The sequence below is a fragment of the Thermodesulfobium sp. 4217-1 genome, from assembly GCF_039822205.1.
Lineage (GTDB): Bacteria > Thermodesulfobiota > Thermodesulfobiia > Thermodesulfobiales > Thermodesulfobiaceae > Thermodesulfobium.
In genome coordinates this window covers 1-26,799 of record NZ_JBAGBW010000020.1, presented here as the reverse complement: position 1 = coordinate 26,799, position 26,799 = coordinate 1, and the positions used below count along the sequence as shown (strand labels likewise).

Genomic DNA, 26,799 nt, shown 5'->3' with positions numbered 1-26,799 from the left:
AAATTGCATTTTATAATATAAAAATAAAAAACAAATACAAATTAGTTTTGCTTTTAATAATGTACGCATAATTTAAGAGATATAGTTACCCTTGAAACTATGAGTGTTTTATAATCAATTTTTGAGTACAACGTTTAGTTCTTCTACTATAACTTTACAATATGAAATCCCTTGATAAAAATTGTGATTTATTTTCATTGACTATTTTTGTTATCAAATTTTTATTTAGGTCTGAAGATTTTGCGGCTACAAGTGTTCTGATAGAAAATGATCTTAAGGCATCAGACACTGAAAGTGTGCCGACCGCAGAGTCTTTTCTACCAGTAAAAGGAAATATATCTGGACCTCTTTGGCATTGAGAATTTAAATTTACCCTACATACCTGATTTACAAGTGCATCTATAATTTTAGCTATTGCATCAGGATCAGACCCAAAAATGCTTGCTTGCTGACCATAATTAGATTCAGTTATATATTTTAATGGTTCATCAATGTCTGAGAATGGAACAACTGGAATAATCGGTCCAAATTGTTCTTCGTGATAAATTCTGGCTTTTTTATTAACTGGATATAAAATTGTTGGATAAAAGTAGGTTTTATTGTATGAACCGCCAAATTTATTTATCACTTTTGCTCCAAGCATTTTTGCATCTTCAATTAGCTCTAAAAAATATTTTACCCTATCTTCTGCGGGCATTTGGGTTATAAATACATCATCTTCAAATGGAGAATTAATTTTTAATTTTTCAATCTCATCGGATAATTTTTTGAGAAAAACATTTACAATTTCAGAATGAACAAATAGTATTTTAAGCGCTGTGCATCTTTGTCCATTAAAAGAAAGTGCTCCGAGCAAGCATTCTTTTACGGCGAGGGTAATGTCTGCGTGAGACAAAACAATTGCAGGATTCTTTGCTTCAAGTCCAAGTATCATTCTTAGCCTGTGAGGCATTGGATGTGTTTTTTGGAGCGAGTCGGCAGCTTTACTTGTGCCGATAAAGGCGAGACAATTTATCTTCCCTGTTGCCATCAAAGCCGATGCAACTGTCCTTCCTCTTCCATAAAGAGTATTTATAACGCCAGGTGGAAAGGCTTCTTTAAATGCTTTTAGCAAAGGTCTATATAAAAGAATGCCATGTTTTGGTGGTTTAAAAATAACCACATTTCCCATGATTAGAGCTGGTATAAGGGTTGTAAAAGCTTCATTCAGAGGATAGTTGAATGGGCCCATACAGAGCACTATACCAAGTGGAGACCTTCTTATTTGTGCAATTATTGATTCTTCTATTAAAAATTTTGATGAGTTTCTATCAAGAGTTTTTAGCGCATCAATGGTATCAATTATATATTTAACAGTTCTGTCGAATTCTTTTTCTGAATCTATATGTGATTTTGCAATCTCCCACATTAAAAGATTTACGATTTCATCTTTATTGTCTTGCATTAAATATACAAATTTTTCAACACATTTTATTCTGTCTTCAACCTTCATTGAAGGCCAGGCCCCATTTCCGTTATTATATGCATTTATTGAGCTATCAAGAATTTTTAGTGCTTCTTCTTCATCTAATGATGGATAGCTTCCAAGTATTATCTGTTCAGGTATTGAATCTTCATTTTTACAACAAAAAATGGGAGAAAGAACGGTTATTTTGTCTTTTGTCCAAGATTGTAATTCTCCATTACAAAGATATTCTGTTTGATCAATGCGATCTTTCAGAACAAATTTAGCTGGGATTTTATTTATAATGGGGAATTTGAAGTTAAAGTTAATATCATCTTTATTTTGATTCACATCAACCTCCAATTATTTCAGATTTTAAATTTGGGGCACCATTTAGATATCTCCAACCTTAGGAGTATTTGATAAAGCTATATTCAATTCTTAAATAAATGAACCAATGTTTTAAATTTTTAAAATCAAAAAAATAAAAATATTTCTAAGGAAAGAACAAGATGATGAGGGAGGCAAGAAAATAAGCACAATAAGCACAATAATCTGAATAAACAAACCTCATATATTTTCCTCCTTTCCAAAAGGGGGGCAGTTTCGTTTCCAAAGCTACCGTATTGGTTTGCACTCATAGCACTTAAGCTTTAGATATGCAAACTCGGAGAAACAATACCTTATAGTATAATTTAGTTTTTTATAGAAATCAATTGTAATAAATTTAGTTTTTACTAATTTATTTATATGTTAATATTTAAATTGCAAAGCAGCAAATTGCTATTCACAATATTTTATACTTTATGATACAATTTTTATTGTGTTATTAAATAACTAGGTTTGCATAGCATGATAATATTATATTTTCTTTAATTTTGGTTTTTAATTTAAGAATATGGAGATGATGTAATTTGACGAGGGGATAAACCTATTTTATTGTTGTTGTAAAGCATTTGTCCCATGTTTTTTAACTTTTTAAAAAGTAACTTTGTTTTTTGTAGCGTAAGTTGTAAATTATTTTTTTATTTTTTTAAACTCTTTAAGATTTTATTTACTTCAAATTCATTTATATTTTATAAGTTCTTTAGCCCCCCCCCCCCCCACACACACACAAATTTACACAAGATAAAAATAGAAAAGATTTTATTTTCCTATTTGAAAAGAACTTTTTCTACTCTTTTTTTGTATATAATCACCTCTAGTGTGGTGAATAATTATGAAGCATGATAAAAATAGTTCAAAAAATTTTAAATCTAAAAAGTATATAAATTCAAAAGAAATTTATATTGAAAAAACTCCTGATTTACATTTCTTTCTTCAGGCTACTGAAGGCACCATTAGCAATAACCTTCCAAAAAATAAATTTAAAAATGGTAAGGAGTTCTTAACAAATTTAGTCGAGTTAAATGTATCGTTAACCCAGATAAATCAGATTGCTTCTCAAACAAAAGATGAAAATCTTTTTCTCAAAACAATTTGTGAACTAATATCAATACATACTGACATAAAACTTGTTTTTATTGGCAAAGCGAATTTAAATGAAAACATAGAATTTATCGGTGTAGCAGGCGTTACACAGATTTTAGATGATATTAAAATATCCGTTTGTTCAGATATTCCTGAAGGTCAGGGTATGGTTGGCAAGACTTATAGAGAGAAAAGACCTTACTATACGTCATTTGTAAAAGATCCCTTAGAGAATCCATGGAAAGAAAAAGCAAAAGAATATGATATAGCATCTGGGGCCACATTTCCCATTTTTAGAAATAAAGATATTTGGGGGGTAATATCCTTTTATCATTCAAATGAAGGTTTCTTTGACAATGAACTTCTTAAAGAAATCCTTGAAAAGATTTCATATGATATTGGTTTCGGATTAGACCATATAGATCTTTTTAACAAAGAAAAAGAATCTGCTCAGCTAAGAGAGGCTTTGTTAAACAATGCTGGTGTCGGGATAGTGATGCTTAGATATCCTGATAGGGATATCCTTGACGCAAACAGGACCTTTGCTATTATGATGGGCTTCAAGGATGAAAAGGAAATGCTTGGGTTAAAGATTAGAGATTTTTATCCTAACGATGAGACTTACAACAAAGTTGGGAATTTTACTGAAGCTACAATTTTTCAAGGCAAAAATGACGTATTGAAAAACGTTCATTTTGTCCGCTGCGATAAAACAAGTCTTTATGTAGATTTATCTGGAGTGTTAACTAAAGTTCAGGACAATAATAAATATGTAATTTGGACTGTTATAGACGTTACAGAAAGAGATAAACTAAGTGAAGAGTTAAGATATCAAGAGAGTTTCGATCCTCTGACGGGACTTCCAAATAGAGCCATGCTTGAGCGTGAGCTAAATAAAGCATTTTTAAGGGCAAAAAGAAATGATTGGCTAATGGCTCTTGCTGTAATAAACCTTGATTGTTTTAGAATGATTAATGAAAAATTTAGCTATGCAGTAGGGAATGAAGTGCTAAAAATCGTAGCCAAAAGATTGCAGGAATCTCTCAGAAAGACTGATTTTATTTGTAGGCTTAGCCTCGTGGGAGATGAATTTGCAATAATTTTTGAAAACTGTCAGGATAAAAATAAGCTTTCTGTAATATTTAAAAAGATAGAAAAGAGTATTCTTGAGCCAATTATTTTAAAAGATAATTTAGAAATAAACATAGTAGGTCTTAGTATGGGTGTGTGTATCTATCCTTATGTGAAAGTTGAGAATCAAAGTGAAATGATTCGCTATGCCCTGCAAGCTCTCTATGATAGCAAGAAACACAAACAGGACAGGGCTAACTTTTGGACTATATACGGCGAGGCGGTATCGAAAAAACAAAATCATTGTCAGATGTTATTAAGTCAGGGTAGAGTAATGGTCTACTATCAGCCGATTTTTGACAATCAAACTTCAAGCATTGTTGGGATAGAAGCCCTTGCAAGGCTGCTTGATGATGGTGGAGCCATACTTACGCCAGATAAATTTTTATCAAAATTTACAAATGAAGATTTATTGGAATTAACTCGTCAGGTATTAACAATTGCTCTAAGGGATGTTGAGGAATTGGATGAAGATGGACATTCCTTAGTTGTTTCTGTAAACATAGAGCCTGGTTTTGTGTCAGAAAATTTCGTAGAAATTGTTAAGAATATTATAGAAAAAAGCAAGGTAGAGCCTTCAAAGATATTTTTCGAAATACTTGAAAGAACTGAGTTCACTCAGATCGAAAAGGCAATAGAATATCTTATGAAGTTAAAGGATATTGGGGTTCAGCTTGCGCTTGACGATGTAGGCAGTGCATATTCGTCACTGTTGAGAATAAAAAATCTTTCTGTTGACAAGATAAAATTGGATCAAGGCTTTATTCGTGGGTTAGAAAAGAATCCTCAAGACCTTCACTTTGTAGAATCTATCTTCGGTCTGGCAAGAGCGAAGGGCATATATTTTGTGGTAGAGGGGGTAGAGACTCCAGACATATTTGATGCCCTAACTTCTATGGGAGTTCCGCTGCTTCAGGGCTATGCAATAGCAAGACCAATGCCAAAGGATATGCTAAAAGATTTCTTAAATACAGGATATTTTAGATTTAGATCCCTAAAAAGCCTTTTGGGCATTTATTCCAGGCAGCTGGTTCAGCATGGCATTTTGGAGAGGTCAATATATTTTGGTTCACACATTGAGGATATTTTGTGTTTTACTGATTTTAAAAATAGCCAGCTTTATATTGATATGAAAAATATGTACGTATCAGATGACAGCCTGATATTTAAATATTATGAAGAATACTATCTTGCTGTAAACGACATGAACAATAATCCAAGTGAGAACAAATGGGACAGAATAAAAGAAATTGAAAAGGTTTTAGAGAGAGCTATAATCAAAGAATATCGTAAAATGAAGCGAGAGACATAATCGAATTGATATACATTTTTTTGTAGCAAGTTTGTGTAAAATGCAGTATTTCACTTTATGCTTATAGGGGTAGATTTCTATTAAAATAGACAAAATATTACGTTCAAAAAGGAGAACAATCTCTCTTCAGATAATAGAGGGCGCAAAGCTTGTCGTAAAGGCTCCATATTATGTAACTGATGTGGACATAGATAAAGTTGTTGAGAAATACGCTGAATGGATTGAGAGAAAAAAATCTGAATTAATCGAAAGAAATTCAAAAGTTTTAGAGAAGAAATTTTGTGATGGAGAAGAATTTTTTTATTTGGGAAATTTATTTAAATTAAAAGTAGCCGACTTTCAAGCTAAACCTATAATATTTAATAATGGGTTTTATATTGCAAAAAATCATCTACCACAAGCTAAAAGCATATTGACAAATTGGTACAAGAATCGTGCTCGTGAAATATTTTCTGAAAGAGCTACATTTTACTCGCATTTAACAGGACTAAAATTTAACAAGTTAAGAATTTCCAGCGCAAAGACGAATTGGGGGTCTTGTTCCTATAAAAATACTCTAAGTCTTTCTTGGAGGCTTATTATGGCTCCTATAGATATTATTGATTATGTAGTAGTGCATGAAATCATACACATAATAATTAAAAACCATTCAAAGGAATTTTGGAGTAAGGTTGAAGGGCTTGTCCCAAACTATAAAGAGAAGAGAAAATGGTTAAAAGAATTTGGTCATGAACTGATAGTCTAAATTACATACCCAGCTTATTTTTTAGATAGCTGGGTATGTATGACCTATGGGTAAAAAAGGGACGACGCTATCAATAAATTGCATAACTTTAAACTTTATAACCCCCTTAAGCCTTGATGGTGTGTAAGTCTTTTACAGTTTCTGATGGGAACCTGTTAATTATTACAGGTATTGGAGACTTTTTTATAACTCTTTCTGAAACTGAGCACATAAACATTTGGCACACTGGTGAAAGGGCTCTGGTTCCAAGAGCGATAAAATCAACTCCTTCTTCTTTTGCAATTTTCAAAATTTCAGCAGAAGGATCGCCTATGAGAATTCTTTCTTTTACTGTAGTTCCTTTTGTGTTGAAGCCATTCAAGCACTTATCAAAAATCATTTCACCGTCTACCTGAGCAAGTGCCATTAGCTGATCGTCAGTAATATCTTCGTATGAAACAAAAGGCATCCTTTTCTCTGCAAATACCAAAGTGACCTCAGAATCCTTTTCCTGGCTAGCAAAGTTAATAGCCCATCTTGCAACATCTTGGGAGTCCTTAGAATCGTTTACTCCTACCAAGATTTTCATTCTACCCTCCTTTTGTAAATTCATTTTGTACTAAATACACTTACAACATTAAGCTTTTATTTAATAATAGCACTATTAAAAACTTTTTTTTATAACAATATTTTATGAATTAATAAGAGTTTAAATTGAAATGATTTATTATATTTAAATTTATTTAAAATTTATAAAATTATAATTTGGGTTTATAATAATTCAAATGAAATTACTAAAAATTGGGGAGGCAATATTATTGGGCTTATATCCTTTTGAAACAATCGAAAAGAAGTGGCAGGCAACATGGAAAGAAAAGAAGGTCTTTAAAACAGAAGAGGAAAAGGGAAACAAAAAAATATTTATATTGGAAATGTTCCCTTATCCATCGGGGAATCTTCATATGGGGCATGTTAGAAACTATACCATTGGTGATGTTGTAGCTCGCTATCACAGGATGAAATCATACAATGTTCTTCATCCAATGGGCTGGGACGCTTTTGGGATGCCTGCTGAAAATGCAGCTATTAAATACGGCGTTCATCCTTATGAGTGGACAGTAAAAAATATTGAGAATATGAAGAGACAGCTAAATTCTTTAGGAATTAGTTATGATTGGGATAGAGAGGTAGCTACATGCTTTCCTGATTATTATAAGTGGAACCAATGGCTATTTCTTCAATTCTACAAAAAGGGATTGGCATATAAGAAGAAATCAAAAGTTAACTGGTGCCCCGAATGTAAAACTGTTCTTGCAAATGAACAGGCAGAAGAAGGAAGATGCTGGAGATGTAAAAGCGAAGTAGAATTAAAGGAGCTTGAACAGTGGTTCTTCAAGATTACAGACTACTCTGAGGAGCTTGTAAAAGACCTTGATATCTTGAGGGGCTGGCCTCAAAAAGTAAAAGTTATGCAGCGCAATTGGATAGGCTTATCAGAAGGAGTAATGATAAAATTTAAGCTCTCTGAGAAAGTAGATGGGTATAAAGACGATTTTATAGAGGTATTTACCACAAGGTCAGATACTCTGGGCGGAGCAACCTTTATGGTGGTTTCAGCCGAACACCCAATAGTGAAAAATATCTTAGACAGCAAAAATAATGAAGAATTGATAGAGTTTTTAAAGGATTATGAAAAAGAAAAGATTCAAAATAGGTTTACAGTTGGTGTAAATGATAAAAAAGGCGTATCTCTTGGCATAACAGTTGTGAATCCGCTTACAAATGAAGATATTCAAGTCTTTGCCTCAAATTACGTTCTTATGAGCTACGGTACAGGAGCTGTGATGGGAGTTCCAGCTCACGATGCAAGGGATTTTGACTTTGCAAGGGAGAAAAATCTTCCTATTAAATACGTAATAAAGCCCGAAGATAAGGACGCCTGCGATGAGAGCAGTGTTTATGAAGATGAGGGAATTGTCGTAAATTCGCCTCATATCTCTGGGTTAAAGAGCTCAGATGCTAAAAAGAAGATTGTAGAGATGTTTCAAGAAGAAAAAATAGCAAAATTCGCCAAACAGATAAGGCTAAGAGACTGGCTCATATCAAGGCAAAGATATTGGGGCACTCCTATCCCAATAGTATATTGTGAGAAATGTGGAATTGTGCCTTTGAGCGAGAAGGATTTGCCAGTTATTCTGCCGACAAATGTCGAATTTACTGGAACAGGCGGATCTCCATTATCCAATATCGATGAGTTCGTAAATGTAAAATGTCCAATATGCGGATCGGATGCCAAGAGAGAGACCGACACAATGGACACGTTTGTCGACTCTTCATGGTACTATCTGAGGTTTTGCGATCCAAAAAATGTTACCGAACCCTTTTCTAAAGATAAAGCTAAGTACTGGATGAGCGTAGATCAATATATTGGTGGAGTCGAGCATGCAGTCCTTCATCTACTTTACTCAAGATTTTTCGTGAAGGTCTTAAGAGATTTAGGATTTTTGGAAATTGATGAGCCTTTTTCGAACCTTTTAACTCAGGGTATGGTCCTAAAAGAAGGCGAAAAGATGTCTAAATCAAAGGGAAATGTGGTAGACCCAGAAGAGATCCTTGCTACTTACGGCGCAGATACAGCTAGATTATTTATTCTTTTCGCGGCTCCGCCAGAAAAGGATCTTGAATGGAGCGACCAGGGTGTAGAGGGCGCTCACCGTTTTCTATCAAGGGTTTGGAGACTATTCCACGATAATATTGATTTGATAAAGGTCACAAAAGAGTTAACTTTCGATGATTTGAACAAAGATGAGGTCGATATCTACAAAAAATTAAACAAGACATTGTTAAAGGCTGGAAACGACATTGAGGACAAGTTTCATTTTAATACATCGATCGCTGCTCTGATGGAGTTCACGAATGAATTTTCTTTTTCTCTAAGGAACAAAAAAATAAGACCCGAGCTTGTTAAAAAGATATTTGAGACATTCACCATAATTCTTTCTGTATTTGCTCCACATATGTGCGAAGAAATATGGTCTGAAATGGGAAATAAAGACCTGATAAGTTCACAGAATTGGCCAGAAGTAGATACAAATTATCTTGAAGACGATATATGCGTGATTGCAATACAGATCAATGGAAAACTTAGAGACAAGATTATGGTAGAAAAAGATCAAACCGAAGACGTTATAGAAGATATGGTAATGTCGAGTCTCAGAGTGAAAAAGTTTATCGAGGGCAAGGATATCTTGAAGAAAATTTATGTAAAGAACAAGATTTTCAATATAGTGGTCAAATAGATATGACATGAAAGAAAAGCTATCTCTAATATTATCATTGATATTTGTAGCCTCTATCGTGGCTTATTGGGGTTTTAGCCAGGGATCGAATAATCCTGTAAATCCTATTGGCGAGACACAAAATAATCAAAGCAATCAATATGATGATAAAAGCAAGAGCAGCAAGGTAAAAATTAACTCTACTACAGCAGAAAAAGATATAGTTGTTCATATAAAGGGGGCTATAAAGAATCCTGGTGATTATCAGGTTCCCTATGGATCTAAGGTTCAAGATCTTATAATAGTTGCAGGGGGCTGTCTTGAGGGCGCCGACACATCAGGGTTGGCGCTAAACAAGAAGCTTAGGCAAAATCAGACTATCAAAGTGCCATTCGTTAGCTCTGGGTCAGCACATGGAACAATTGTGAATGTAAACTTGGCGTCATTGGAAGAGATTGATTCCTTGCCTGGCATTGGAAGGGCTACTGCAGAAAAGATAATCGATGAAAGAAATAAGTCGAAGTTTATTAATTTAGAGGACTTTAAACAGCGATTAAATTTTTCAAGTTCAAAGATTGAGAAGTTAAGAGGTTTTATAACCTTTTGATTTGGAGATATCCTTTACTTTTGCCTTCTTTTTCATTTTGCGCAGGCATATTTTTTTACTACAACTATTCAATTTTGGCACTTTTGGCTTATATCTTTACCTGTATGCTTTTTTTATTAATATCATTTGAATTTAAAAGGCTGGAATTTTATGTATTAATAACTACAATTTCCACATTACTCTTATTTAGCGGCTTGTTTCTTTCTTATTCTAAAGACCTAACTAAATTTAGCTATAAAAACTTTTTCTTCACCGCTACAGTAATAAATCAAAAAAATAATTTGCTGAAAGTATATCTTCATAGCCCAGATCCATTTGCTTCCAAGATTGAAAGAGTCATCTTTAGAGGAAAAACCAATTTTCAACAAGGAGATAATATTACAATTGACGGAGAGTCACTTGGCAATTCTATTATTTTGGCGACAAGAATTGAGAAAAATAGCTCCAACAACAAGTTATTTTTTAAACAGTATGTTGAAAATGCTATAAGACAAAATATTTCAGAGCAAGAGGGTATGGTCTTTGGCGCAATGCTATATGGGGACGATCTTTTTCAGCCGCCCAAAGAAGTTTATAACGCTTTTAACCGCACTGGACTTCTACACATACTTGTGGTGTCTGGAGCTCAGGTGTCGATGATATTTTCTATGTTCTTTTACTTTCTGAAGAGAATGTCGATGAATCCTGTCATGTCTTTTGTTATAATATCCTTTTTCACATCGCTATTTTGTTTAAATGTAGGCCTTGATCCGCCTGTGATGAGAGCTGGCTGTTTGATATTGTTTGTCGCATTAGCAGAGCTATTTAGATTTAACTATTCATCTTTTAACTTAACTTTGTTAGCATTAATATTGCTTCTTATATTCGAGCCTGTTTCACTGTTTGATATTAGTTTTCAATTAACATTTTTGTGTATATTTGCAATGTTTTTCGCAAGCGAGATAAGAAATAAACTAAACGTACATAATTATATAGCAGAGCTCTTTATACTATCATTCTCAGTATTTATATTCTTATTTCCTCCTATAGTAAACTATTTTAATAACCTTTCCCTTCTTGCGTTGTTTACAAATATCTTCATTACGCCCTTTTTAGAAATATTTATACTTATAGGATTTATATTGAGCTTTCTTATGACTATTTCTGGTATTTTTTCACAATATATTGGTCATTTTGTCACATACATGACAGATATAGTAATCTATATAATCAAAGGCTGGTCAAATATGCCCTTGTCTTCAGTCTTTTTCGCCAAAATACCCGCATTTAGCGTTTATCTATATTATTTAGTGTTGTTCTTAATAATTTTCAACAAATATAATTCTGTAATTTTTTATATTTTCTTAGGATCTGTGTTTTTCTCATTGATGGTCTTCAAACCTGACGACATAAAAGTATATAATGATAAAAAGGGTATAATTTTACAATCCAGTGAAGGAAGTTTCGAATTTTATAAGCAAATTGAAAATTGCAGCGTAAAAACGCCTACCAGTAAGTTTGTTATTTCAACCAATCAGATTTTCAAACCGTTGAAAGATGTAATTGTATTGTGCGAGAAAGATGGAGTTAAAATCTATCGTGATTATGAATTAATCTATCCAGATTCATATAATAATAAGTAGAGGTAAAAATGAAAAAGGCTGAGGGAAAAAATATCTTAGATTTCGACTTAAAGAACCTGTTTGTGGGGAATATTTCTTTATGGCAGGACTATCTTGTACCATATTTTCACGAACAAGACATCAATATTGTCGAGGTAGACAATGTAGAAGATATGATGAACAATTTCAGCTCATCTTCATTGTTTGGGGAAGAGCATATTTATTTTAAAACTATTGAGATTACAAAAGATACTGCTAAGTTAATCCTAAAGTTAAAGGCGTCTGATGATAAAAAATTATTTGCTGTGTGTGAAAAAATTAATGCTATGACCCTGAAAGGCCTTGAAAACAAGGGGATAAAAGTTTATAAAGAAGATCTCAATTTTGTAAATGCAGGCTTAAATAATTTTTTTAGTAAATATCAATTTAAATTTGATAAAAAAATTGCTAAAGACATCTACAACGGATACGATAAAAACTATGAATGGACGAAAAATGAACTTTTGAAAATATTTTTAGGCTCAGAATCTTCCATATCAGAATCAAGAAAGATATGGGATATATCAAAATATTTTTTTGAAGGTCAGACTGTCAGCGATATATCAATTTTTAATGTTAAGCCAGAAGAAGTATTTGTTCTGATAGAGGTTCTAAAAAAAGATTTGCTCTTGGGCTATTTCAATTTAAAATACCGCAACCTGTTAAAATCAGATCCTAGCAAAGCCTGGCAGCTAAAGCACATCCAATACACAAAAGTTACTCCTAAAAGGATAGGTGAAGTCCTATTAAGAGTAATAAAAACAGAAGGTCAACTGAAGTCTGGCCTTCTGTCCAACGATGACTCTTTAAATTTAGTTCTTAAGACTCTGTTTTCTGATTTAAAAAGTTATTGAGTTTTATTTGGAGTTGGGATTTCTTTCTAGAAGCTTTATTTTTATCATAGATATTGTTTTTCGCCAATCTGTCCACAGAGCTTACTGCTTTCTTAAAGAGATCTAAAACCTTTTCTCTTTGCTCTGCTGTGGCTTCAACTTGCAACAATTTTTCAAAATTTTTGATGCTAGTCTTGGTGGCAGATTTTACCGATTGGTTATGGTGTTTTTTTCTTAAGCTTTTTCTTAACTCTCTTGTAGCGGTTCTTGTAACTGGCATATAATTCCTCCATTTTCCCTTATCTAAAATTTTTAACGAATGTAAATTATAACATGTTATTTAAAGTCTGTCTTGTATATGATATCATTCCTTGTGTAACTTTGAAAGGAGGGTTTTTTTTGAACTTTGATGAATCGATTAAGTTAATTAAAAGAGGCACTGAAGAAATTATACCTTTTGACGATCTTGAAAAAAAGATTAAGTCAGGTAGAAAGCTAAATATTAAGCTGGGTATTGACCCTACAGCTCCCGATCTACATCTGGGGCATACCGTAGTGCTTAGTAAACTAAAGAGTTTTCAAGACCTTGGGCACAGAGTAATATTAATTATTGGTGATTTCACTACCTTGATCGGCGATCCGACTGGAAAATCAAAGACTAGGCCAGCCCTAAACGTAGAAGAAATCAATAAAAATGCTGAAACCTACAAAACTCAGGCTTTTAAAATATTGGACAAAGAAAAGACTACCATTAGATATAACTCAGAATGGTTGTCAAAAATAAGCCTTGAAGAGTTGATAAAACTGAGTGCAAAGTTTACTGTCGCCAGAATCCTTGAAAGGGAGACTTTTTCAGAGAGATTGAAAGCAAACGAACCTATCAGCCTTCATGAGATCTTGTATCCTTTGCTCCAGGCATACGATTCGGTGGCTATCAATGCTGATGTGGAGCTTGGCGGAACAGACCAGACGTTCAATCTCCTGATAGGCAGAGATCTAATGGAGAAAATGGGAATGGAACCTCAGGTGTGTCTTACTATGCCTATTATTGCAGGCCTTGACGGAAAGCAAAAAATGAGCAAAAGCCTTGGAAATTATGTCGGCATTGCTGAAGAGCCAAATACGATATTTGGTAAGCTGATGTCAATGCCAGATGAGCTGTTAAGACAATATTTTATCTTGCTTACCGATTTTACAGAAGATGAAATTTCTGTGCTGTTTAAAAAATATGAGAATCCAAAAGATATAAAAAAGGTTTTAGCCTTTGACATCACAAAAAGGTATTCTTCTGAGGAAGATGCTGCAAAGGCAAGGGAAAATTTCGAGACTGCATTCGAAAAAAGATCATTTCCAGATGATGCTGCAGAGTACAGATGGCCCTATGAAAGTGAAAATGAGGTATGGCTGCCAAAGCTTTTGGTCGATCTTGGACTCTTAAAGAGCACGAGCGAGGGGAAGAGACTTCTTGCTCAGGGAGCAATAGAGATTAACGAAGAAGCTATAAATGATGAGAAGTTTATAGTTAAAAAGGACAAATTTAAATTGAAAGTGGGCAGAAAAATTTTTGCAAGGATAGTCTAATGATTAATATTGGAATTGAACTATCAGACAAGAGATGTCTGCCAGAAAGAAAAACAGAAGGCAGTAGCGGATATGATATAAAGGCCTTTATCGATAGTCCTGTTGAAATCTTAAAAGGCGCGATAGGGTTAATATCGACTGGGATTAGGCTACAGATACCTACTGGTTACGAAGCGCAAATAAGGTCAAGAAGCGGCCTTGCACTAAAGGGCGTTTTCGTTTTAAATAGTCCTGGAACAATTGATTCTGACTATAGAGGCGAAGTAAAGATAATCTTGATTAACCTGGGAAATGATACATTTACTATCAATCCCTATGACAGAATAGCGCAGATGGTGTTTCAAAAGATTTACGGTGCACAATTTGTTTTTACTGAATTAGACGAAACCAAAAGGAATATTGGAGGTTTTGGACACACAGGCGTTTGAAATATTTGGTATAATTTGTTAAAATTCCCTATTCTATAATTATAAATTTTTCTGGAGGTGGAATTATTTCTGGACATTCCAAGTGGGCTAATATTAAACATAAGAAATCTAAAGAAGATGCTGTAAGAGGCAAGGTATTTACTAAGCTTGCAAGAGAGCTTACGATTGCTGCAAGGACAGGCGGCGGCAGTCCAGAAGCTAATGCAAGATTGAGAATTGCAATTGAAAAGGCAAAGAGCGTAAATATGCCTTCTGATAACATCAAGAGGGCGATCCAAAAGGGCACCGGCGAGCTCAACGACGGAGCGAACTATGAAGAAATGGTCTATGAAGGTTACGGTCCTTTAGGCATTGCAGTCCTAATGAACGTAACGACCGACAATAAAAATAGAACTGCTCCAGAGATTAGAAAAATTTTCTCAAAATCTGGCGGAAATATGGCTGACGCAGGGGCTGTAGCCTGGATGTTTTCAAGAAAAGGCGAGATCATTGTTGAGGGCGAAAACGAGGAAAAAATTATGGAATTGGCTCTTGACGAAGACCTTGCAATCGAAGATATAGAACAGGGAGACGGAGAAACTAAGGTCATTACTGAACCAGAAAATCTTTATCAGGTTCAAGGTAAACTAAAAGATGCTAATTTCAATATAGTAAATTGTGAAGTAGTAATGGTTCCATCTACTTATGTACAAGTTAGCAATATTTCAGAAGCAAAAAAGGTTCTTGGTTTCCTGGAGCAATTGGAAGAGCACGATGACGTCCAAAACGTATATGCTAATTTCGATATCCCAGAGAACATAATGGAGGAAATTGAGAAAGAAGAGTAGCAATCTCTTATGAAAGCTAAATTATGATAGTATTGGGAATTGATCCTGGCGTAGCCGATATAGGCTATGCAATCGTAAAAAAGGACCAGGGTATTTCTTTGGAAAGTTGCGGTTTGATACAGATTTACAATCGCACTCAGGATGAAAGATTGTGCGCTATATTTGATGAGCTGAGCTCTATTGTGGACAAGTATAGTCCTGATGCCTGCTCTGTCGAAAAGCTTTTCTATTTTAAGAATCAAAAAACAGTTATGGACGTGTCAGAAGGTAGAGGAGTAATAAAGTTGGTTTTGAGCAAAAAAAATATTTCATATAGGGAATACACGCCGAAAGAGGTAAAGCGTCTTATTTCTGGGAATGGTCTTGCCAATAAAGTACAGGTTAGGAAATCTGTAGAGTTCATATTGGGATCTGATTTTAGTAATCTCAGAGATGATGTAACGGACGCTATTGCTCTTGCGCTGGTATATTCAGACAATGATAGCATATATAGTAGGTAATTTACTTGGCTTTGTAGAAAATAGCATAATTGTTGAAAATAACGGCTTGGGATATTTGATAAAGCTCCCTCCATATCTTTTTGAAAAGAACAAGAATAGAAAAGGCGATATTTTAGAATTTTATATAAGTCATCAATTTATCGCAGAGTCACAACAGCTATTTGGTTTTGAGTCAATTCCCGATCTTGAGAGCTTCCAAAAACTTTTGAAAATTCACGGAATTGGCGTTAAGCTGGCGTTGCAAATAGTATCCTCTTTCAAGACCAATCCCACGTTGATAGTCGATCTAAAAAACGATAGGGTAAATTCGCTAAAGTCCATTCCTGGAGTTGGCGAGAAGACTGCAAAAAGAATATTCGATGAGCTTAAGGGCTGTTTCCCAGAGTTTTCTGATGTAAAGTTTGACGATAAAGCAAAATTAGCAGTAGATGCGCTGGTCTCTTTGGGAGTAACTTTTCAAAGGGCCAAGGAAGTGGTAATTGATACATTGAAAGATATTCCAGACATAAACATTCTTAAGAGCGAGGATATTATCACTATGGCTATCCAAAGGATAAGATGAACGTATTAAGGCCAAAATCATTTGATGAATATATAGGGCAGGAAAATATAAAAAAACTTTTGAAGATTTCTGTGGAGGCTGCCAAAAGCAGGAATGAGATGTTAGATCACATACTGTTATCTGGACCTCCTGGGCTGGGCAAAACAACTATAGCATCTATACTCGCTTACGAGATGGGTAAAAATTTTAAATTTGCTATAGCGTCAGCATTGCAAAAGCCAATAGACCTTGTGGGACTCTTAACGTCCATTGACAAAGATGGAAGCGTTTTATTTATAGATGAGATCCACAGATTGCCAAAAAACCTTGAAGAAATACTGTATGTATCGATGGAAGACTATATCGTAGACATAAGCGTTTCAAAAGGAATTGGCGCGCAAAGCGTTCGCCTAAATTTGCCGCCATTTACGCTAATCTGCGCTACCACAAAACCTGGCTCGCTTTCTTCTCCACTTATCGACAGGTTTGGAATTCACGGGTATTTCGAATTCTATCAAGAAGAAGAGCTCTCTTCTATTATCAAAAGATCTGCTGAATTTCTGGAGTTAGAGATTGAAGAAGAGGCATCCAATTTCTTAGCAAAGAGATCGAGATTTACCCCCAGGGTTGCAAATAAACTCTTAAGAAGAGTCAGAGATTATGTTCAGGTTAACAAAATCAAGTCAATAGATGTAATAGCAGCAGCAGAATCCTTAAAAATCATAAACATTGATGACCTGGGCTTAAATGACCTTGATAGAAAGTATCTACGCGCGCTAAAAGACATTTTCAAGGGCGGTCCTGCGGGGATAGATAATATTTCTCAGTTTTTAGGCGAGAGCGCTGAGACAATTGAAGACCTTTGTGAGCCATATCTCTTGAAGATTGATTTTGTTCAGAGAACCCCAAGGGGAAGGGTGTTAACTGAGAATGCTATAAATTATCTGGATAATACTTATTGTGAAAAATCTATTTGACACCGATAGATCAATTTGTCTTATCGATGCACACTCGGTAATTTATAGAGCTTATTATGCTATTCCAGAATTAAATTCTTCGAGCGGCATACCTACAAATGCCCTCTATGGCTTTATAAATATACTCTTGAAGCTAATAAAAGAAGAGGAGCCATATTCGGTCTTTGTAGCATTTGATTCCCCTGAGAAGACATTTAGACATGAAAGCTTCAAAGAATATAAGGCATCAAGGCCTAAAATGCCAGAATCTCTAATTTCACAGATTTTATTAATAAAAGAATTTTTAAGGCTGTTTAACATAGACTTTTATGAAATGCCCGGATATGAGAGCGATGATATTGTAGCCAGTATGGCAAAACAAGTTGTAGAGAGAGATTGTGATGCCTTGATACTGACTGGAGACTTTGATCTCTTGCAGCTGATAAACGAGAATATAAAGGTTCTTATTATGAAAAAGGGCATTAGCGAGGTAGAGAAATACGATTTATATAAATTTTTAGAGAAATTTGAAATTAATCCGATTCAGATCGTAGATATGAAGGCTTTATCAGGAGATTCTTCTGATGAGATTCCAGGCGTGAAGGGGATAGGGAAAAAGACGGCTATTGAGATATTGAAACAATTTGATACCGTAGAAGAGCTGTTGCAAAATATTGATCGGCTCAAGAATAAGAGATATAAAGAATTGATCTACGAAAATAAAGATAAAATTCTTTTTTATAAGTCTATAACTCTGCTGGACACAAACATTTCAATGGAAATTGACATCAGAGAAAAGCCATGGGAGGATCTCACAGAGGATCAAAAGATCTCACTTAGAAAATTTCTGGAAACGCTGGAGCTGAAAAGTATTCTTAAAAAGCTCTTCAGTTAAGCTTAAATTTTTAAACTTACTATAAGGTTTTTTTGCTAAATAAAATAATTTATTAGAAATTTACTTGATTATTTGGTTGGAAAAGACTATCATTTATATATAACTTATAGGGAGGTTGTGTGTGAATTATACTATAAGAATATGCGGTGAAGCAGGTCAGGGCATTCAAACTACAGGAGAGGGTTTTTCAAGACTTTTTAGCTCTTTGGGCTATAACGTCTTCTCCTTTCAGGATTATGAATCAAGGATAAGAGGGGGTCACAACTTTTATCAGATAACTTTTGGCACAGATGAAGTTTTTGCGCCTAAAAAATTCTTAGACTTAATCCTTACATTCGACAAAAGAGGCTTAGAGTATAAAGATTTGCTGCAGAGGGGCGGCATTGTAATTTATGACGCTGATTCTCTAAAGCAATCTGAATCAGATGAAAGATTTATAAATTGCCCCTTCAGGGGGATGCTAAAGGATGCAGGACTTAAAAATATATTTGAAAATGTTCTATCATTTGCGCTGGTATCAAATATATTTTCGATTGATAAGAAATATGTCTATAAAGTTATTCAAGATATTTTCTCTGATAAGTCAGAAGAGATATTAGCTCAAAATATGAAGGCAATAAATATTGGATATACTTATGATATAAAAAAGAAAATAGGTTTGGCGCCTTCTAACAGCGATAGCAAGATTTTATTGGATGGGGTAAAAGGAGTAGGCATAGGAGCTATAGGTTCAGGCTGCAAATTTTATTCAGCTTATCCTATGACACCCTCTACAGGGGTATTTCAGTATGTGGGGGCAAATGCTGAAAAGTATAACATTGTAGTTGAACAGGCTGAAGATGAATTGAGCGCTATAAACATGACTCTTGGCGCGTCTTTTGCGGGTGTACGGGCAATGACAGGCACATCTGGAGGAGGCTTTGCCCTTATGAACGAAGCCCTATCTCTCTCTGGGATGACAGAAACACCGATAGTGATGCTTCTTTCCCAGCGCCCCGGTCCTGCAACAGGTTTTCCAACCAGAACAGAACAGGGAGAATTGCTGTATGCAATACATGCGGGGCATGGAGACTTTCCGAAAGTCGTCTTTGCGCCTGGAGATCCGCTCGAGTGCGCTCTTCTTACAAACAAGGCATTTGATTTAGCTGAAAAATATCAGATACCCGCTATAGTTTTGACGGATCAGCATCTGGTAGATTCTTTGTACTCTTATGAAAAAGATCTAAAAATTGATCTGAAAAATCAAGACTATAGGCTCAGATCGGCAGAATTTGAGAGCTATCAGGATTACAAAAGACATAAATTTTTAGATCTTAATAAGGAGAATCCACTTAGCCCATTAGCTGTTCCAGGAGACAGCAAACAGTTGGTATTTACAGATAGCGATGAGCACGACGAAGAGGGTCACATAACTGAAGATGGCGAAGTAAGAAAGAAACAGCTGGAGAGGAGATACTTTTGGAAGATTGAAAACATTCGAAAAGAGATGTCCCCTCCAAGAATCTATGGCAATAAAAATTCTAAGATAGTATTGGTTGGATTTGGGTCAAATCTTGGAATACTTAAAGAAATTGCGAACAACAAAAAATTGTCAATCTGCGCCATACACTACAGCGAGATCTTCCCACTCCCGCTAAGAGAAAACTCTGAAGAAGCTCTAAATAAGATGCTCAACGCTTACATAACCATATGCATCGAGAATAACGCCTCTGGACAGTTTCAAAAACTGATCGAATCTGAATATAGATTAAAATTTTCTAATAACATAAGAAAATTTGACGGTAGGCCTTTTAATTACGACGAGGTTTTGGAGGGTATATATGCAATCATATAAGGATTTTGACAACGGTATAAGCCCTGCCTGGTGTCCAGGGTGCGGAAATTTTGGAATTTTAGACGCCTTTAAAAAAGCCCTTTTCGAGCTAAAGCTTGATCCTCACGAAATTACGTTGGTTTCAGGAATAGGTCAGTCGAGCAAAATGCCACATTATCTAAAATGCAATGGTTTCAACGGTCTACACGGAAGATCTCTGCCAGTAGCTACTGGCGTTAGCGTGGCCAATCACAAACAAAAGGTAATAGTTTTTGGAGGAGACGGGGATACCTATGGAGAAGGCGGAAATCATCTCTTGCACGCATTCAGAAGGAATCCAAATATAACGCTTTTCGTCCACAACAACGAAGTATATGGCCTCACCAAGGGGCAGGCGTCTCCCACCACAGAATTTGGCAGACATACAAAGGCCCAACCTTTTGGAGCACTTTCTGAACCTCTGAATCCTCTGGCATTGGCTATTGCGATGGATTGCTCATTTGTAGCAAGGAGCTTCTCTGGCAGACTGGATCACCTTAAAGAGATTATGAAGATGGCTATAATGCACGAAGGATTCGCCCTTGTGGATATACTTCAAATATGCGTAAGCTTCAATAAAGTAAATAGCTTTGACTGGTATAAAAACAGAATTTATGAATTCAGTGCTGATTACGAGCTTAATGACAAACTCAAGGCATTTGAAAAATCTCAAGAATTTGGAGACAAAATTCCACTTGGGGTATTTTATTCTAATTCAAGGCCAACTTTTGAAAAAAATATGCCCGTAATAAGAGATAATACACTTGTTTCAATGCAAAATTTTCCTGACATAAAGTCTCTGATATGTTAAAGTTTGACTTTTTTATTCAGGCTCATCTTACAGAGAGGTGTAACCTCAGGTGTAAGCACTGTTATCAAGAAAATCAAATAAGTGAACTAAAGTTCGACGATTGGAAAAGATTCTTCACATACAGTAAAGATTTAATCAGAGAATGGGAGGCTAAATATGATATTGAGATCCCCCTTCTAATAAAGCTAACTGGTGGCGAGCCCTTTTTAAGAGAGGACTTTTTTGATATTGTAAAATTTTTAAATGAGATTGATATTGAGCCATACGTTCTTACAAATGGTACTCTCATTGATAAAGATATGATTTCTAATTTAAAAAAATTTAGATTTGATGGATTTCAGATAAGCTTGGAAGGATGCAAGGATACCCATGATAGTATTAGAGGAGAGGGCACTTTTGCGAAAGTTAAAGAATCAGTAAAACTTCTGAAGGAAGAGAACTTTAAGGTAGTTTTGAAGACTACCATATCAAAGCTAAATCATAAAAATTTAGATGACTTGATAGATATCTCAAATGAGTGGAAGGTGGATGGACTGGGGTTTTCAAGATTGGTCCCTATTGGCAGCGGCTCAAAGCTGCACGACGATATGCTTTCAAGTTCAGAGCTGAAAGAATTCTATTTGACATTGAAATCAAAAAATATAACATCATTTGAATTGTTGGTAGAGGATCCCCTTGGAGTTTGCGTGCTGGATGACGAGTTCGAAGATAAGATAGATACTGTAGGCGGCTGTTCGGCTGGATTCTCAAGCATAACAGTTCTATCTGATGGCGAGATAGTACCCTGTAGAAGGATGCCTATTTCTTTAGGAAATATACTGAAAGATGATCTAAGAGAAATCTGGTCTGATAATGAAGTATTGCTATCTCTAAGGGAAAAGGACAGCTATAAAAATGGCTGCAACAGCTGCCTGTATTGGAATATATGCAGGGGTTGCAGGGCGATAGCGTATTCTTTGTCAAAAGATAAACAGGGCTGGCTGGACAAAGACCCTCAGTGCTTTTTCGCTGAGTCTTTGATAAAATAATGGATAACAAAGGAGGTGATAAAAATGAAGAAAGAGTTTGATAAGAAGACTCTTGAAAAAGAGACAGACTTCTGGAATAAGATTAAGGATAATCTTAAGAAAGGTTCTGGAAAAGTCTGCCGCAAGTGAAAGAGCTGATAGGAGATCGTGCAGCTGTCAGTTTGGCAGCTAATATGAGTGTTCCATTTACAGTTCAAATACACATCACTGAAAGGTGCAATTTGAACTGCAGGCACTGTTATCAAGAAAATGAAATATCCGATGAGATGAGTCTGAAAGAAATTGAAGACATCACGGAAGAAATATTTGAAGTAGTTCATGATTGGGCAGAGAAGTCGCAAATCACTTTTCTGCCCAATATAAATTTATTAGGGGGAGAGGTTTTTGTAAGAAGAGATTGGGAAGAGATTTTAGATTTTTTTTCTAAAGAACACATAGAGTACTATATACTTACCAATGCTACTCTGATAGACAGAGATGTCGCAAGAAAGCTTAAGGATTATCACGTATCTGCGGTACAGGTCAGTCTGGATGGTCCTGAAAAAATTCATGACTATATTAGGGGTCAAGGTTCATTTGAAAAAGCTGTTATCGGCATAAATAACCTTATAGAAAATGAAATTGACGTAACTTTGAACACTACAATTTCTAAAATTAACTATGAATCTTTTCAGGATCTATTTCAAGTTGCCAAAAGTCTGCAAGTTAGTGGACTGGTCTTCTCAAGGCTGGTCCCAACTGGGCACTCGCAAGATAGCAAGGATTTAATATTAAGCAAAGAAGAGTTGAGATCGATTTATAATTTTGTTAAGGAAAATAACAAGATTTCTGATTTTAAAGTAAACACAGGCGATCCGATCGCTTCCTTATACATCGATTGTGAATCAACATATGGTTTTGGCGGTTGCGCAGCAGGATTTGCAGGGATAACTGTTTTAAGCGATGCAACGGTTGTTCCTTGCAGGAGGTTAAAGATCCCTCTTGGTAATCTAAGAAGGGATTCATTTAGGGAGATATGGGCTAATTCTGAGGTATTAAATAAGCTCAGGGATCAAGAAAATTATTTCGGAAAATGCAAGGAATGTTCTGAATTTATGAAATGTAGAGGCTGCAGGGCGGTATGTTTCGCTCTATCGACAAGAGAAGAGGATAGATATTTAGATGAAGATCCTCAGTGCATCTTTTGACTTAAAATTTTTCAAAAATGTTTGGTTTGAAAAGCGCTACATATATAAAGAATATTGAAAACAACGTGCTAATAATTCTCACGTAAAGACTAAAAGGAAATGAAAAAGCCACTATCAAAAGTATGGCTACGGTAATTAACATAATAGCTCTAATTGATTTTGGCATAGATTCCTCCCTGATAATAATTTTTATTATTTAAATTTTAACATTTTAAGTATAAAATTGAAATATGTTTATTAATATAAAAAAGGAGTGATAATATGGGAATTATTGACGAAAAGGTAAAAAATTCTTTAAAAGAGAGCTTCGTGATATTGAAGGACAATGTAAATATAAAGGTTTTTTTGCCAGAGGTAAAAGATCAATTTTATGAATATACTAAAGAAATTTTTGAGGTTTTGCCAGAAGTTTCAGAGAAAATTTCAGTTCAGTTTATATCAAAAAGTGACTTGCCCTCAAATCTTATAGATGAAGAAATAAAGTGCCCTATAGTTATATTTGACGACGAAAAGCTTGACGCAATATTCGTGGGAACGCCTATTGGGGAAGAGGCCCACACATTGGTAAACGCTATTTTAGTTATTTCTGGAGCTAAACAATTCCTGGCTGACAAAGATATTTCGTTAATTAGCGACGTGAAAAAAGAAACAGTTGTAGAGGTTTATGTGAGCCCTACCTGTCCATATTGTCCTCAACAAGCTATTATGGCCATTAGCGCAAGTGCGGTTAACAGAAATATCAAGACAAGAATAGTAGAAATATTTGAAAATAAAGATATTGCTCAAAAAAAGGCTATTAGATCTGTGCCAGTTACTTATGTAGATAATGAACAGGTAGCAGTAGGCCTTCAGTCAAATGAAGAATTTATACTATCATTGATAGGCAAGGACGTTCAGGAACTACTTCACAACGATAAAGACAAGGCAAAAGAATTTGACTTAACAATAGTAGGGGCAGGTCCTGCAGGGCTTTCTGCTGCAATATACGCGAGAAGATCAGGACTTTCTGTGGGTATTTTTGAGGGTGAGATGGTAGGAGGTCAAGTACTGACTACTCCTCAGGTGGAAAATTATCCTGGATTCATCGACATCACTGGCAAATCTTTGGTAGATATCTTGACGCAGCATGCACTAAATTATGTGAATATCAGTATTGGTGAGGAAGTTAAAAAGATCAATAAAGCAGAGGATTATTTTGAAGTAATCACATCCGATGGCTCATATAAATCAAAGGCAATATTGATAGCAAGCGGTGCCTCCAAGAAAAAGTTAAACGTTCCGGGTGAAGATTCTTTCTATGCCAAAGGAGTAAGCTACTGCGCGCTTTGTGATGGATATTTTTATAAAGGAAAGAAGGTATTTCTCGTAGGAGGAGGAAATACATCTTTAACTGATGCAATATATCTTAAAAATGTCGGAGTTGACGTAACGCTTATTCATAGAAGAGATACTCTAAGGGCTGAAAAATATCTTCAAGATTCATTTTTCAAGCTTGGAATAGAGGTTATATGGAACAGCGAGGTAAAAGAAATCTTAGGGAAAAATTCGATTGAGTTTATTAAGATTGTAAATAACATTACAGGTGAAGAGCAGACCATTGCCCTTGATGGGCTGTTTGTAGCAGTTGGTTATATGCCAAACAATTCACTGGCAAAGGACTTAGGCGTTCAGATTGACGAAGAGGGCTATATAAAGGTCGATAGAAAAATGAGAACCAACGTTCACAGAGTATACGCAGCAGGCGATATAGTAGGAGGGGAAAAACAAATTGTAGTAGCAGTCTCAAGGGGCGCTATAGCTGCCACATCTGCATTTGAAGATATATTGTCGCCTTATTGGCTGAAAAAATAAAATAATTTGAAATTTTCTTTATTTTTAGAGGGATATGTTGAATAGCCCTCTAAAAGCTTAATTAATTCGGAATACATAGTTTAGGTTTTTTGAGAAAAAACTATTAGACGATAGTAACTAAGTATTACAAACAGCGTTGAATGTTTAAACGAAGAAATATGCCGTGGAAAAAAATACAACGCATATTTCCGAACGAGACTTCAGCCAAAAGGCTAATAGGTGCACTTTTAATGGAGCAAGATGAATTATGGTCTAAAGGTTATAAATACTTTGATATGGATGAATATTGGTAATGGAAGTGCAAATTTGAATTGACTTTAACAAGTAGAATCTATCTATCAAAGAGATTTAATATCGCATAACCCACTTTACTTTACAGCTATTGTATTTAAGGTATATCTAAACTAAATCTAAAAAGAATATGGAGGGTATAATATGGAAAAATAATTTAGAGGAAAAAAGAACTTTTCTTGACATCGAATAAGTAAGATTTATTATTTTGAAATAAGGCCAACCATAATTGATTCTGTCATAAGACGATTTTACAGAAAAAAATAGTACTTAATCGTTACTAAAATCAATTTTCTAATTTTATTTAGGGTTTATAATATTTTCATTATGAAATGCATTAATTATTAAGTATATAAAATACTTAAAGGGAGATTTTATGTTCGACAAAAATTATTATGAAATATTGGGTTTAAGTAGAAATGCAACATATGAAAAAATTAGACAAGCCTATATAAATTTGTCAAAAAAATATCATCCAGATATAAACCAAACTGATCCAAATGCAGAAGAAAAAATGAAGTTAATAAATGAAGCCTATTTCATACTTTCAAACTCTATAAAGAGACAAGATTACAATCGTTTTGGTTTTTACCAAGAAATTCAAACAAAGGGTGACCTTATCGAGCATACATCAGAAATTTTAAGAACTATTCAAAGCAAAATGCACGAACATGGATTAGATAATTTGTTTGAAGAGATATATAAAATTCTTTTAGATGAATCAAATCCAAAAAAGAAAGAGGAAATAAAAAAGTTAATTATTGATTTTGGAAAGTTAAAAAGTTTTTCAATTATAGCTAAATTAATAAAAATTATTTCTGAAAAAAAATAATAAATAATTAGCAAAGAGGCTGGAAGATGTTTTAAGGTATCATTGTAAGTCTAATTTGTTGCTAAAAAAATTAAAAGCTATTTATTAATTATTTTTTTACTATAACTTAAAGATAAAAAGAATTGTGATATAATATCAAATATTGTTTTTCCTATTTGTTTATAAACTTTTTTAATTAGGGGAGCCTGGTGTGTAAGACAGAAAACAGCCTTGATCTGAGCTTAGATAATTTCAAGTTTATTTTTGAAAATATTGAGGTAGGTTTTTGTATTTATGATGCACAGATAAATAAGATAATATTTGCTAATAAATATTTCTCTGTACTAGTAAACTTAGAAATAGAAGAGATACTTGGCTTAGAAGACCCTCTTACTCTTTTAGACCCAAATTACTTTGATTATTTCAATAAATATATGAACATTTTATTAAATAACTTAGACGAGAGTGATTTTGGTAAAAAATACATAAGGCTTAGGAGAATAAAAAAATCAACTTTCGTTCGCACAAAATTTAGGATGCTTAAATTCGAACAGGGTGGAAAAAAGTTTTTGCTCATTAGCGCTTTTAATATTACAGACCTTTTTAAACGAATGGATAAACTTGATGATAAAGCTCAAACGGATTCTCTAACTGGAATATGTAATAGATTTTCTCTGGAAGATAAGTTCAAAGAAATATCTCAAACAGAATGTTCTTTTGGGGCAATAATGTTCGATATAGATAACTTTAAACATTTTAACGACACGTTCGGGCATAACAAAGGGGATGAAATATTAAAGA

The 26,799-nt window shown here is 34.5% G+C and carries 24 protein-coding genes, 1 pseudogene and 1 riboswitch; of the genes and pseudogenes, 21 read left to right on the top strand and 4 right to left on the bottom strand.

Annotation, left to right across the window (positions count from 1 at the left end; genetic code table 11):
* Nucleotides 1-154: 154 nt before the first annotated feature.
* Nucleotides 155-1,795, bottom strand: coding sequence for an NADP-dependent glyceraldehyde-3-phosphate dehydrogenase (locus tag V4762_RS07845; protein ID WP_347315232.1), 1,641 nt, complete (start codon nt 1,793-1,795; stop codon nt 155-157).
* Nucleotides 1,796-2,010: 215 nt separating this feature from the next.
* Nucleotides 2,011-2,129: riboswitch (molybdenum cofactor riboswitch) on the bottom strand.
* Between the two features lie 534 nt (nt 2,130-2,663).
* On the opposite strand from V4762_RS07845, the gene V4762_RS07840 reads away from it, so the two are divergent.
* Together V4762_RS07840 and V4762_RS07835 are read left to right on the top strand one after the other, a co-directional pair.
* Nucleotides 2,664-5,357 (top strand): sensor domain-containing phosphodiesterase, encoded by a 2,694-nt coding sequence (locus V4762_RS07840; protein WP_347315231.1) that lies wholly within the window; start codon nt 2,664-2,666, stop codon nt 5,355-5,357.
* Nucleotides 5,358-5,430: 73 nt separating this feature from the next.
* Nucleotides 5,431-6,102 carry a M48 family metallopeptidase gene (locus tag V4762_RS07835; RefSeq protein ID WP_347315242.1) on the top strand — a complete coding sequence of 224 codons (672 nt, stop codon included), beginning with the start codon at nt 5,431-5,433 and terminating at the stop codon, nt 6,100-6,102.
* A 106-nt stretch (nt 6,103-6,208) separates the two neighbouring features.
* Here the strand turns inward: V4762_RS07835 and V4762_RS07830 are convergent, their stop codons facing one another.
* Complete coding sequence (locus V4762_RS07830; protein WP_347315230.1) at nt 6,209-6,670, bottom strand: universal stress protein; 462 nt, start codon at nt 6,668-6,670, stop codon at nt 6,209-6,211.
* Nucleotides 6,671-6,866: 196 nt separating this feature from the next.
* Between V4762_RS07830 and leuS the strand changes: the two genes are divergently transcribed.
* From leuS to V4762_RS07810, 4 genes are read left to right on the top strand one after another with little or no spacing between them, the layout of a single operon-like run.
* Nucleotides 6,867-9,380, top strand: coding sequence for a leucine--tRNA ligase (gene leuS, locus V4762_RS07825; RefSeq protein ID WP_347315229.1), 2,514 nt, complete (start codon nt 6,867-6,869; stop codon nt 9,378-9,380).
* Between the two features lie 7 nt (nt 9,381-9,387).
* Nucleotides 9,388-9,966 (top strand): ComEA family DNA-binding protein, encoded by a 579-nt coding sequence (locus V4762_RS07820; protein WP_347315228.1) that lies wholly within the window; start codon nt 9,388-9,390, stop codon nt 9,964-9,966.
* The gene (locus V4762_RS07815; RefSeq protein WP_347315227.1) at nt 9,963-11,588 is read left to right on the top strand and encodes a ComEC/Rec2 family competence protein; all 1,626 of its coding nucleotides are present in this window, start codon (nt 9,963-9,965) and stop codon (nt 11,586-11,588) included. Before V4762_RS07820 ends, V4762_RS07815 begins: the two co-directional genes overlap by 4 nt.
* Before the next feature lie 8 nt (nt 11,589-11,596).
* Entirely contained in the window at nt 11,597-12,460 is an 864-nt protein-coding gene (locus V4762_RS07810; protein ID WP_347315226.1) for a hypothetical protein, read from the top strand.
* On the opposite strand, the gene rpsT is transcribed toward V4762_RS07810, so the two are convergent.
* Nucleotides 12,426-12,719 carry a 30S ribosomal protein S20 gene (rpsT, locus tag V4762_RS07805; RefSeq protein ID WP_347315225.1) on the bottom strand — a complete coding sequence of 98 codons (294 nt, stop codon included), beginning with the start codon at nt 12,717-12,719 and terminating at the stop codon, nt 12,426-12,428. The genes V4762_RS07810 and rpsT overlap by 35 nt on opposite strands.
* A gap of 119 nt (nt 12,720-12,838) precedes the next feature.
* On the opposite strand from rpsT, the gene tyrS reads away from it, so the two are divergent.
* The 11 genes from tyrS (at nt 12,839) to V4762_RS07750 (ending at nt 23,045) form a co-directional block, all read left to right on the top strand.
* Complete coding sequence (tyrS, locus tag V4762_RS07800; RefSeq protein ID WP_347315224.1) at nt 12,839-14,020, top strand: tyrosine--tRNA ligase; 1,182 nt, start codon at nt 12,839-12,841, stop codon at nt 14,018-14,020.
* A 2-nt stretch (nt 14,021-14,022) separates the two neighbouring features.
* A complete protein-coding gene (gene dut, locus V4762_RS07795) occupies nt 14,023-14,448 on the top strand; it encodes a dUTP diphosphatase (protein ID WP_458646951.1) in 426 nt (141 codons plus the stop codon).
* A 23-nt stretch (nt 14,449-14,471) separates the two neighbouring features.
* Nucleotides 14,472-15,275 carry a YebC/PmpR family DNA-binding transcriptional regulator gene (locus V4762_RS07790; RefSeq protein WP_347315241.1) on the top strand — a complete coding sequence of 268 codons (804 nt, stop codon included), beginning with the start codon at nt 14,472-14,474 and terminating at the stop codon, nt 15,273-15,275.
* Nucleotides 15,276-15,298: 23 nt separating this feature from the next.
* Complete coding sequence (locus V4762_RS07785; RefSeq protein ID WP_347315222.1) at nt 15,299-15,775, top strand: crossover junction endodeoxyribonuclease RuvC; 477 nt, start codon at nt 15,299-15,301, stop codon at nt 15,773-15,775.
* Entirely contained in the window at nt 15,753-16,337 is a 585-nt protein-coding gene (gene ruvA, locus V4762_RS07780; RefSeq protein WP_347315221.1) for a Holliday junction branch migration protein RuvA, read from the top strand. The genes V4762_RS07785 and ruvA overlap by 23 nt, the downstream gene beginning before the upstream one ends.
* The gene (gene ruvB, locus V4762_RS07775; protein ID WP_347315220.1) at nt 16,334-17,293 is read left to right on the top strand and encodes a Holliday junction branch migration DNA helicase RuvB; all 960 of its coding nucleotides are present in this window, start codon (nt 16,334-16,336) and stop codon (nt 17,291-17,293) included. The genes ruvA and ruvB overlap by 4 nt, the downstream gene beginning before the upstream one ends.
* Nucleotides 17,277-18,167: a 5'-3' exonuclease gene (locus tag V4762_RS07770; RefSeq protein ID WP_347315219.1), complete on the top strand. Its 891-nt coding sequence runs from the start codon at nt 17,277-17,279 to the stop codon at nt 18,165-18,167. Before ruvB ends, V4762_RS07770 begins: the two co-directional genes overlap by 17 nt.
* Before the next feature lie 121 nt (nt 18,168-18,288).
* Nucleotides 18,289-20,001 (top strand): 2-oxoacid:acceptor oxidoreductase subunit alpha, encoded by a 1,713-nt coding sequence (locus V4762_RS07765; RefSeq protein ID WP_347315218.1) that lies wholly within the window; start codon nt 18,289-18,291, stop codon nt 19,999-20,001.
* Nucleotides 19,988-20,830: a 2-oxoacid:ferredoxin oxidoreductase subunit beta gene (locus V4762_RS07760; RefSeq protein WP_347315217.1), complete on the top strand. Its 843-nt coding sequence runs from the start codon at nt 19,988-19,990 to the stop codon at nt 20,828-20,830. Before V4762_RS07765 ends, V4762_RS07760 begins: the two co-directional genes overlap by 14 nt.
* Complete coding sequence (locus tag V4762_RS07755; protein ID WP_347315216.1) at nt 20,824-21,858, top strand: radical SAM/SPASM domain-containing protein; 1,035 nt, start codon at nt 20,824-20,826, stop codon at nt 21,856-21,858. The genes V4762_RS07760 and V4762_RS07755 overlap by 7 nt, the downstream gene beginning before the upstream one ends.
* A 125-nt stretch (nt 21,859-21,983) precedes the next feature.
* Nucleotides 21,984-23,045, top strand: a complete 1,062-nt coding sequence (locus V4762_RS07750) for a radical SAM protein (RefSeq protein ID WP_347315214.1) — start codon at nt 21,984-21,986, stop codon at nt 23,043-23,045.
* Nucleotide 23,046: 1 nt separating this feature from the next.
* Here the strand turns inward: V4762_RS07750 and V4762_RS07745 are convergent, their stop codons facing one another.
* A complete protein-coding gene (locus tag V4762_RS07745; RefSeq protein WP_199919701.1) occupies nt 23,047-23,211 on the bottom strand; it encodes a hypothetical protein in 165 nt (54 codons plus the stop codon).
* A gap of 95 nt (nt 23,212-23,306) precedes the next feature.
* Here V4762_RS07745 and trxB point away from each other — a divergent pair, with 95 nt between their 5' ends.
* The 4 genes and pseudogenes from trxB to V4762_RS07725 all read left to right on the top strand — a co-directional run.
* Nucleotides 23,307-24,896, top strand: a complete 1,590-nt coding sequence (gene trxB / locus V4762_RS07740) for a thioredoxin-disulfide reductase (protein WP_347315213.1) — start codon at nt 23,307-23,309, stop codon at nt 24,894-24,896.
* A 117-nt stretch (nt 24,897-25,013) separates the two neighbouring features.
* A pseudogene (locus V4762_RS07735) lies at nt 25,014-25,189 on the top strand (transposase); the annotation flags it as partial.
* 374 nt (nt 25,190-25,563) lie between these two features.
* Complete coding sequence (locus V4762_RS07730; RefSeq protein ID WP_347315212.1) at nt 25,564-26,019, top strand: J domain-containing protein; 456 nt, start codon at nt 25,564-25,566, stop codon at nt 26,017-26,019.
* Nucleotides 26,020-26,207: 188 nt separating this feature from the next.
* The coding region (locus V4762_RS07725) for a sensor domain-containing diguanylate cyclase (protein WP_347315211.1) at nt 26,208-26,799 on the top strand (592 nt) is incomplete at its 3' end.

Coding starts and splice junctions, on each gene's coding strand:
- V4762_RS07840 (WP_347315231.1), top strand. CDS start 2,664: ATGAAGCATGATAAAAATAGTTCAAAAAATTTTAAATCTAAAAAGTAT.
- V4762_RS07830 (WP_347315230.1), bottom strand. CDS start 6,670: ATGAAAATCTTGGTAGGAGTAAACGATTCTAAGGACTCCCAAGATGTT.
- leuS (WP_347315229.1), top strand. CDS start 6,867: ATGAAATTACTAAAAATTGGGGAGGCAATATTATTGGGCTTATATCCT.
- V4762_RS07820 (WP_347315228.1), top strand. CDS start 9,388: ATGAAAGAAAAGCTATCTCTAATATTATCATTGATATTTGTAGCCTCT.
- V4762_RS07810 (WP_347315226.1), top strand. CDS start 11,597: ATGAAAAAGGCTGAGGGAAAAAATATCTTAGATTTCGACTTAAAGAAC.
- rpsT (WP_347315225.1), bottom strand. CDS start 12,719: ATGCCAGTTACAAGAACCGCTACAAGAGAGTTAAGAAAAAGCTTAAGA.
- V4762_RS07785 (WP_347315222.1), top strand. CDS start 15,299: ATGATAGTATTGGGAATTGATCCTGGCGTAGCCGATATAGGCTATGCA.
- ruvA (WP_347315221.1), top strand. CDS start 15,753: ATGATAGCATATATAGTAGGTAATTTACTTGGCTTTGTAGAAAATAGC.
- ruvB (WP_347315220.1), top strand. CDS start 16,334: ATGAACGTATTAAGGCCAAAATCATTTGATGAATATATAGGGCAGGAA.
- V4762_RS07760 (WP_347315217.1), top strand. CDS start 19,988: ATGCAATCATATAAGGATTTTGACAACGGTATAAGCCCTGCCTGGTGT.
- V4762_RS07755 (WP_347315216.1), top strand. CDS start 20,824: ATGTTAAAGTTTGACTTTTTTATTCAGGCTCATCTTACAGAGAGGTGT.
- V4762_RS07745 (WP_199919701.1), bottom strand. CDS start 23,211: ATGCCAAAATCAATTAGAGCTATTATGTTAATTACCGTAGCCATACTT.
- trxB (WP_347315213.1), top strand. CDS start 23,307: ATGGGAATTATTGACGAAAAGGTAAAAAATTCTTTAAAAGAGAGCTTC.
- V4762_RS07730 (WP_347315212.1), top strand. CDS start 25,564: ATGTTCGACAAAAATTATTATGAAATATTGGGTTTAAGTAGAAATGCA.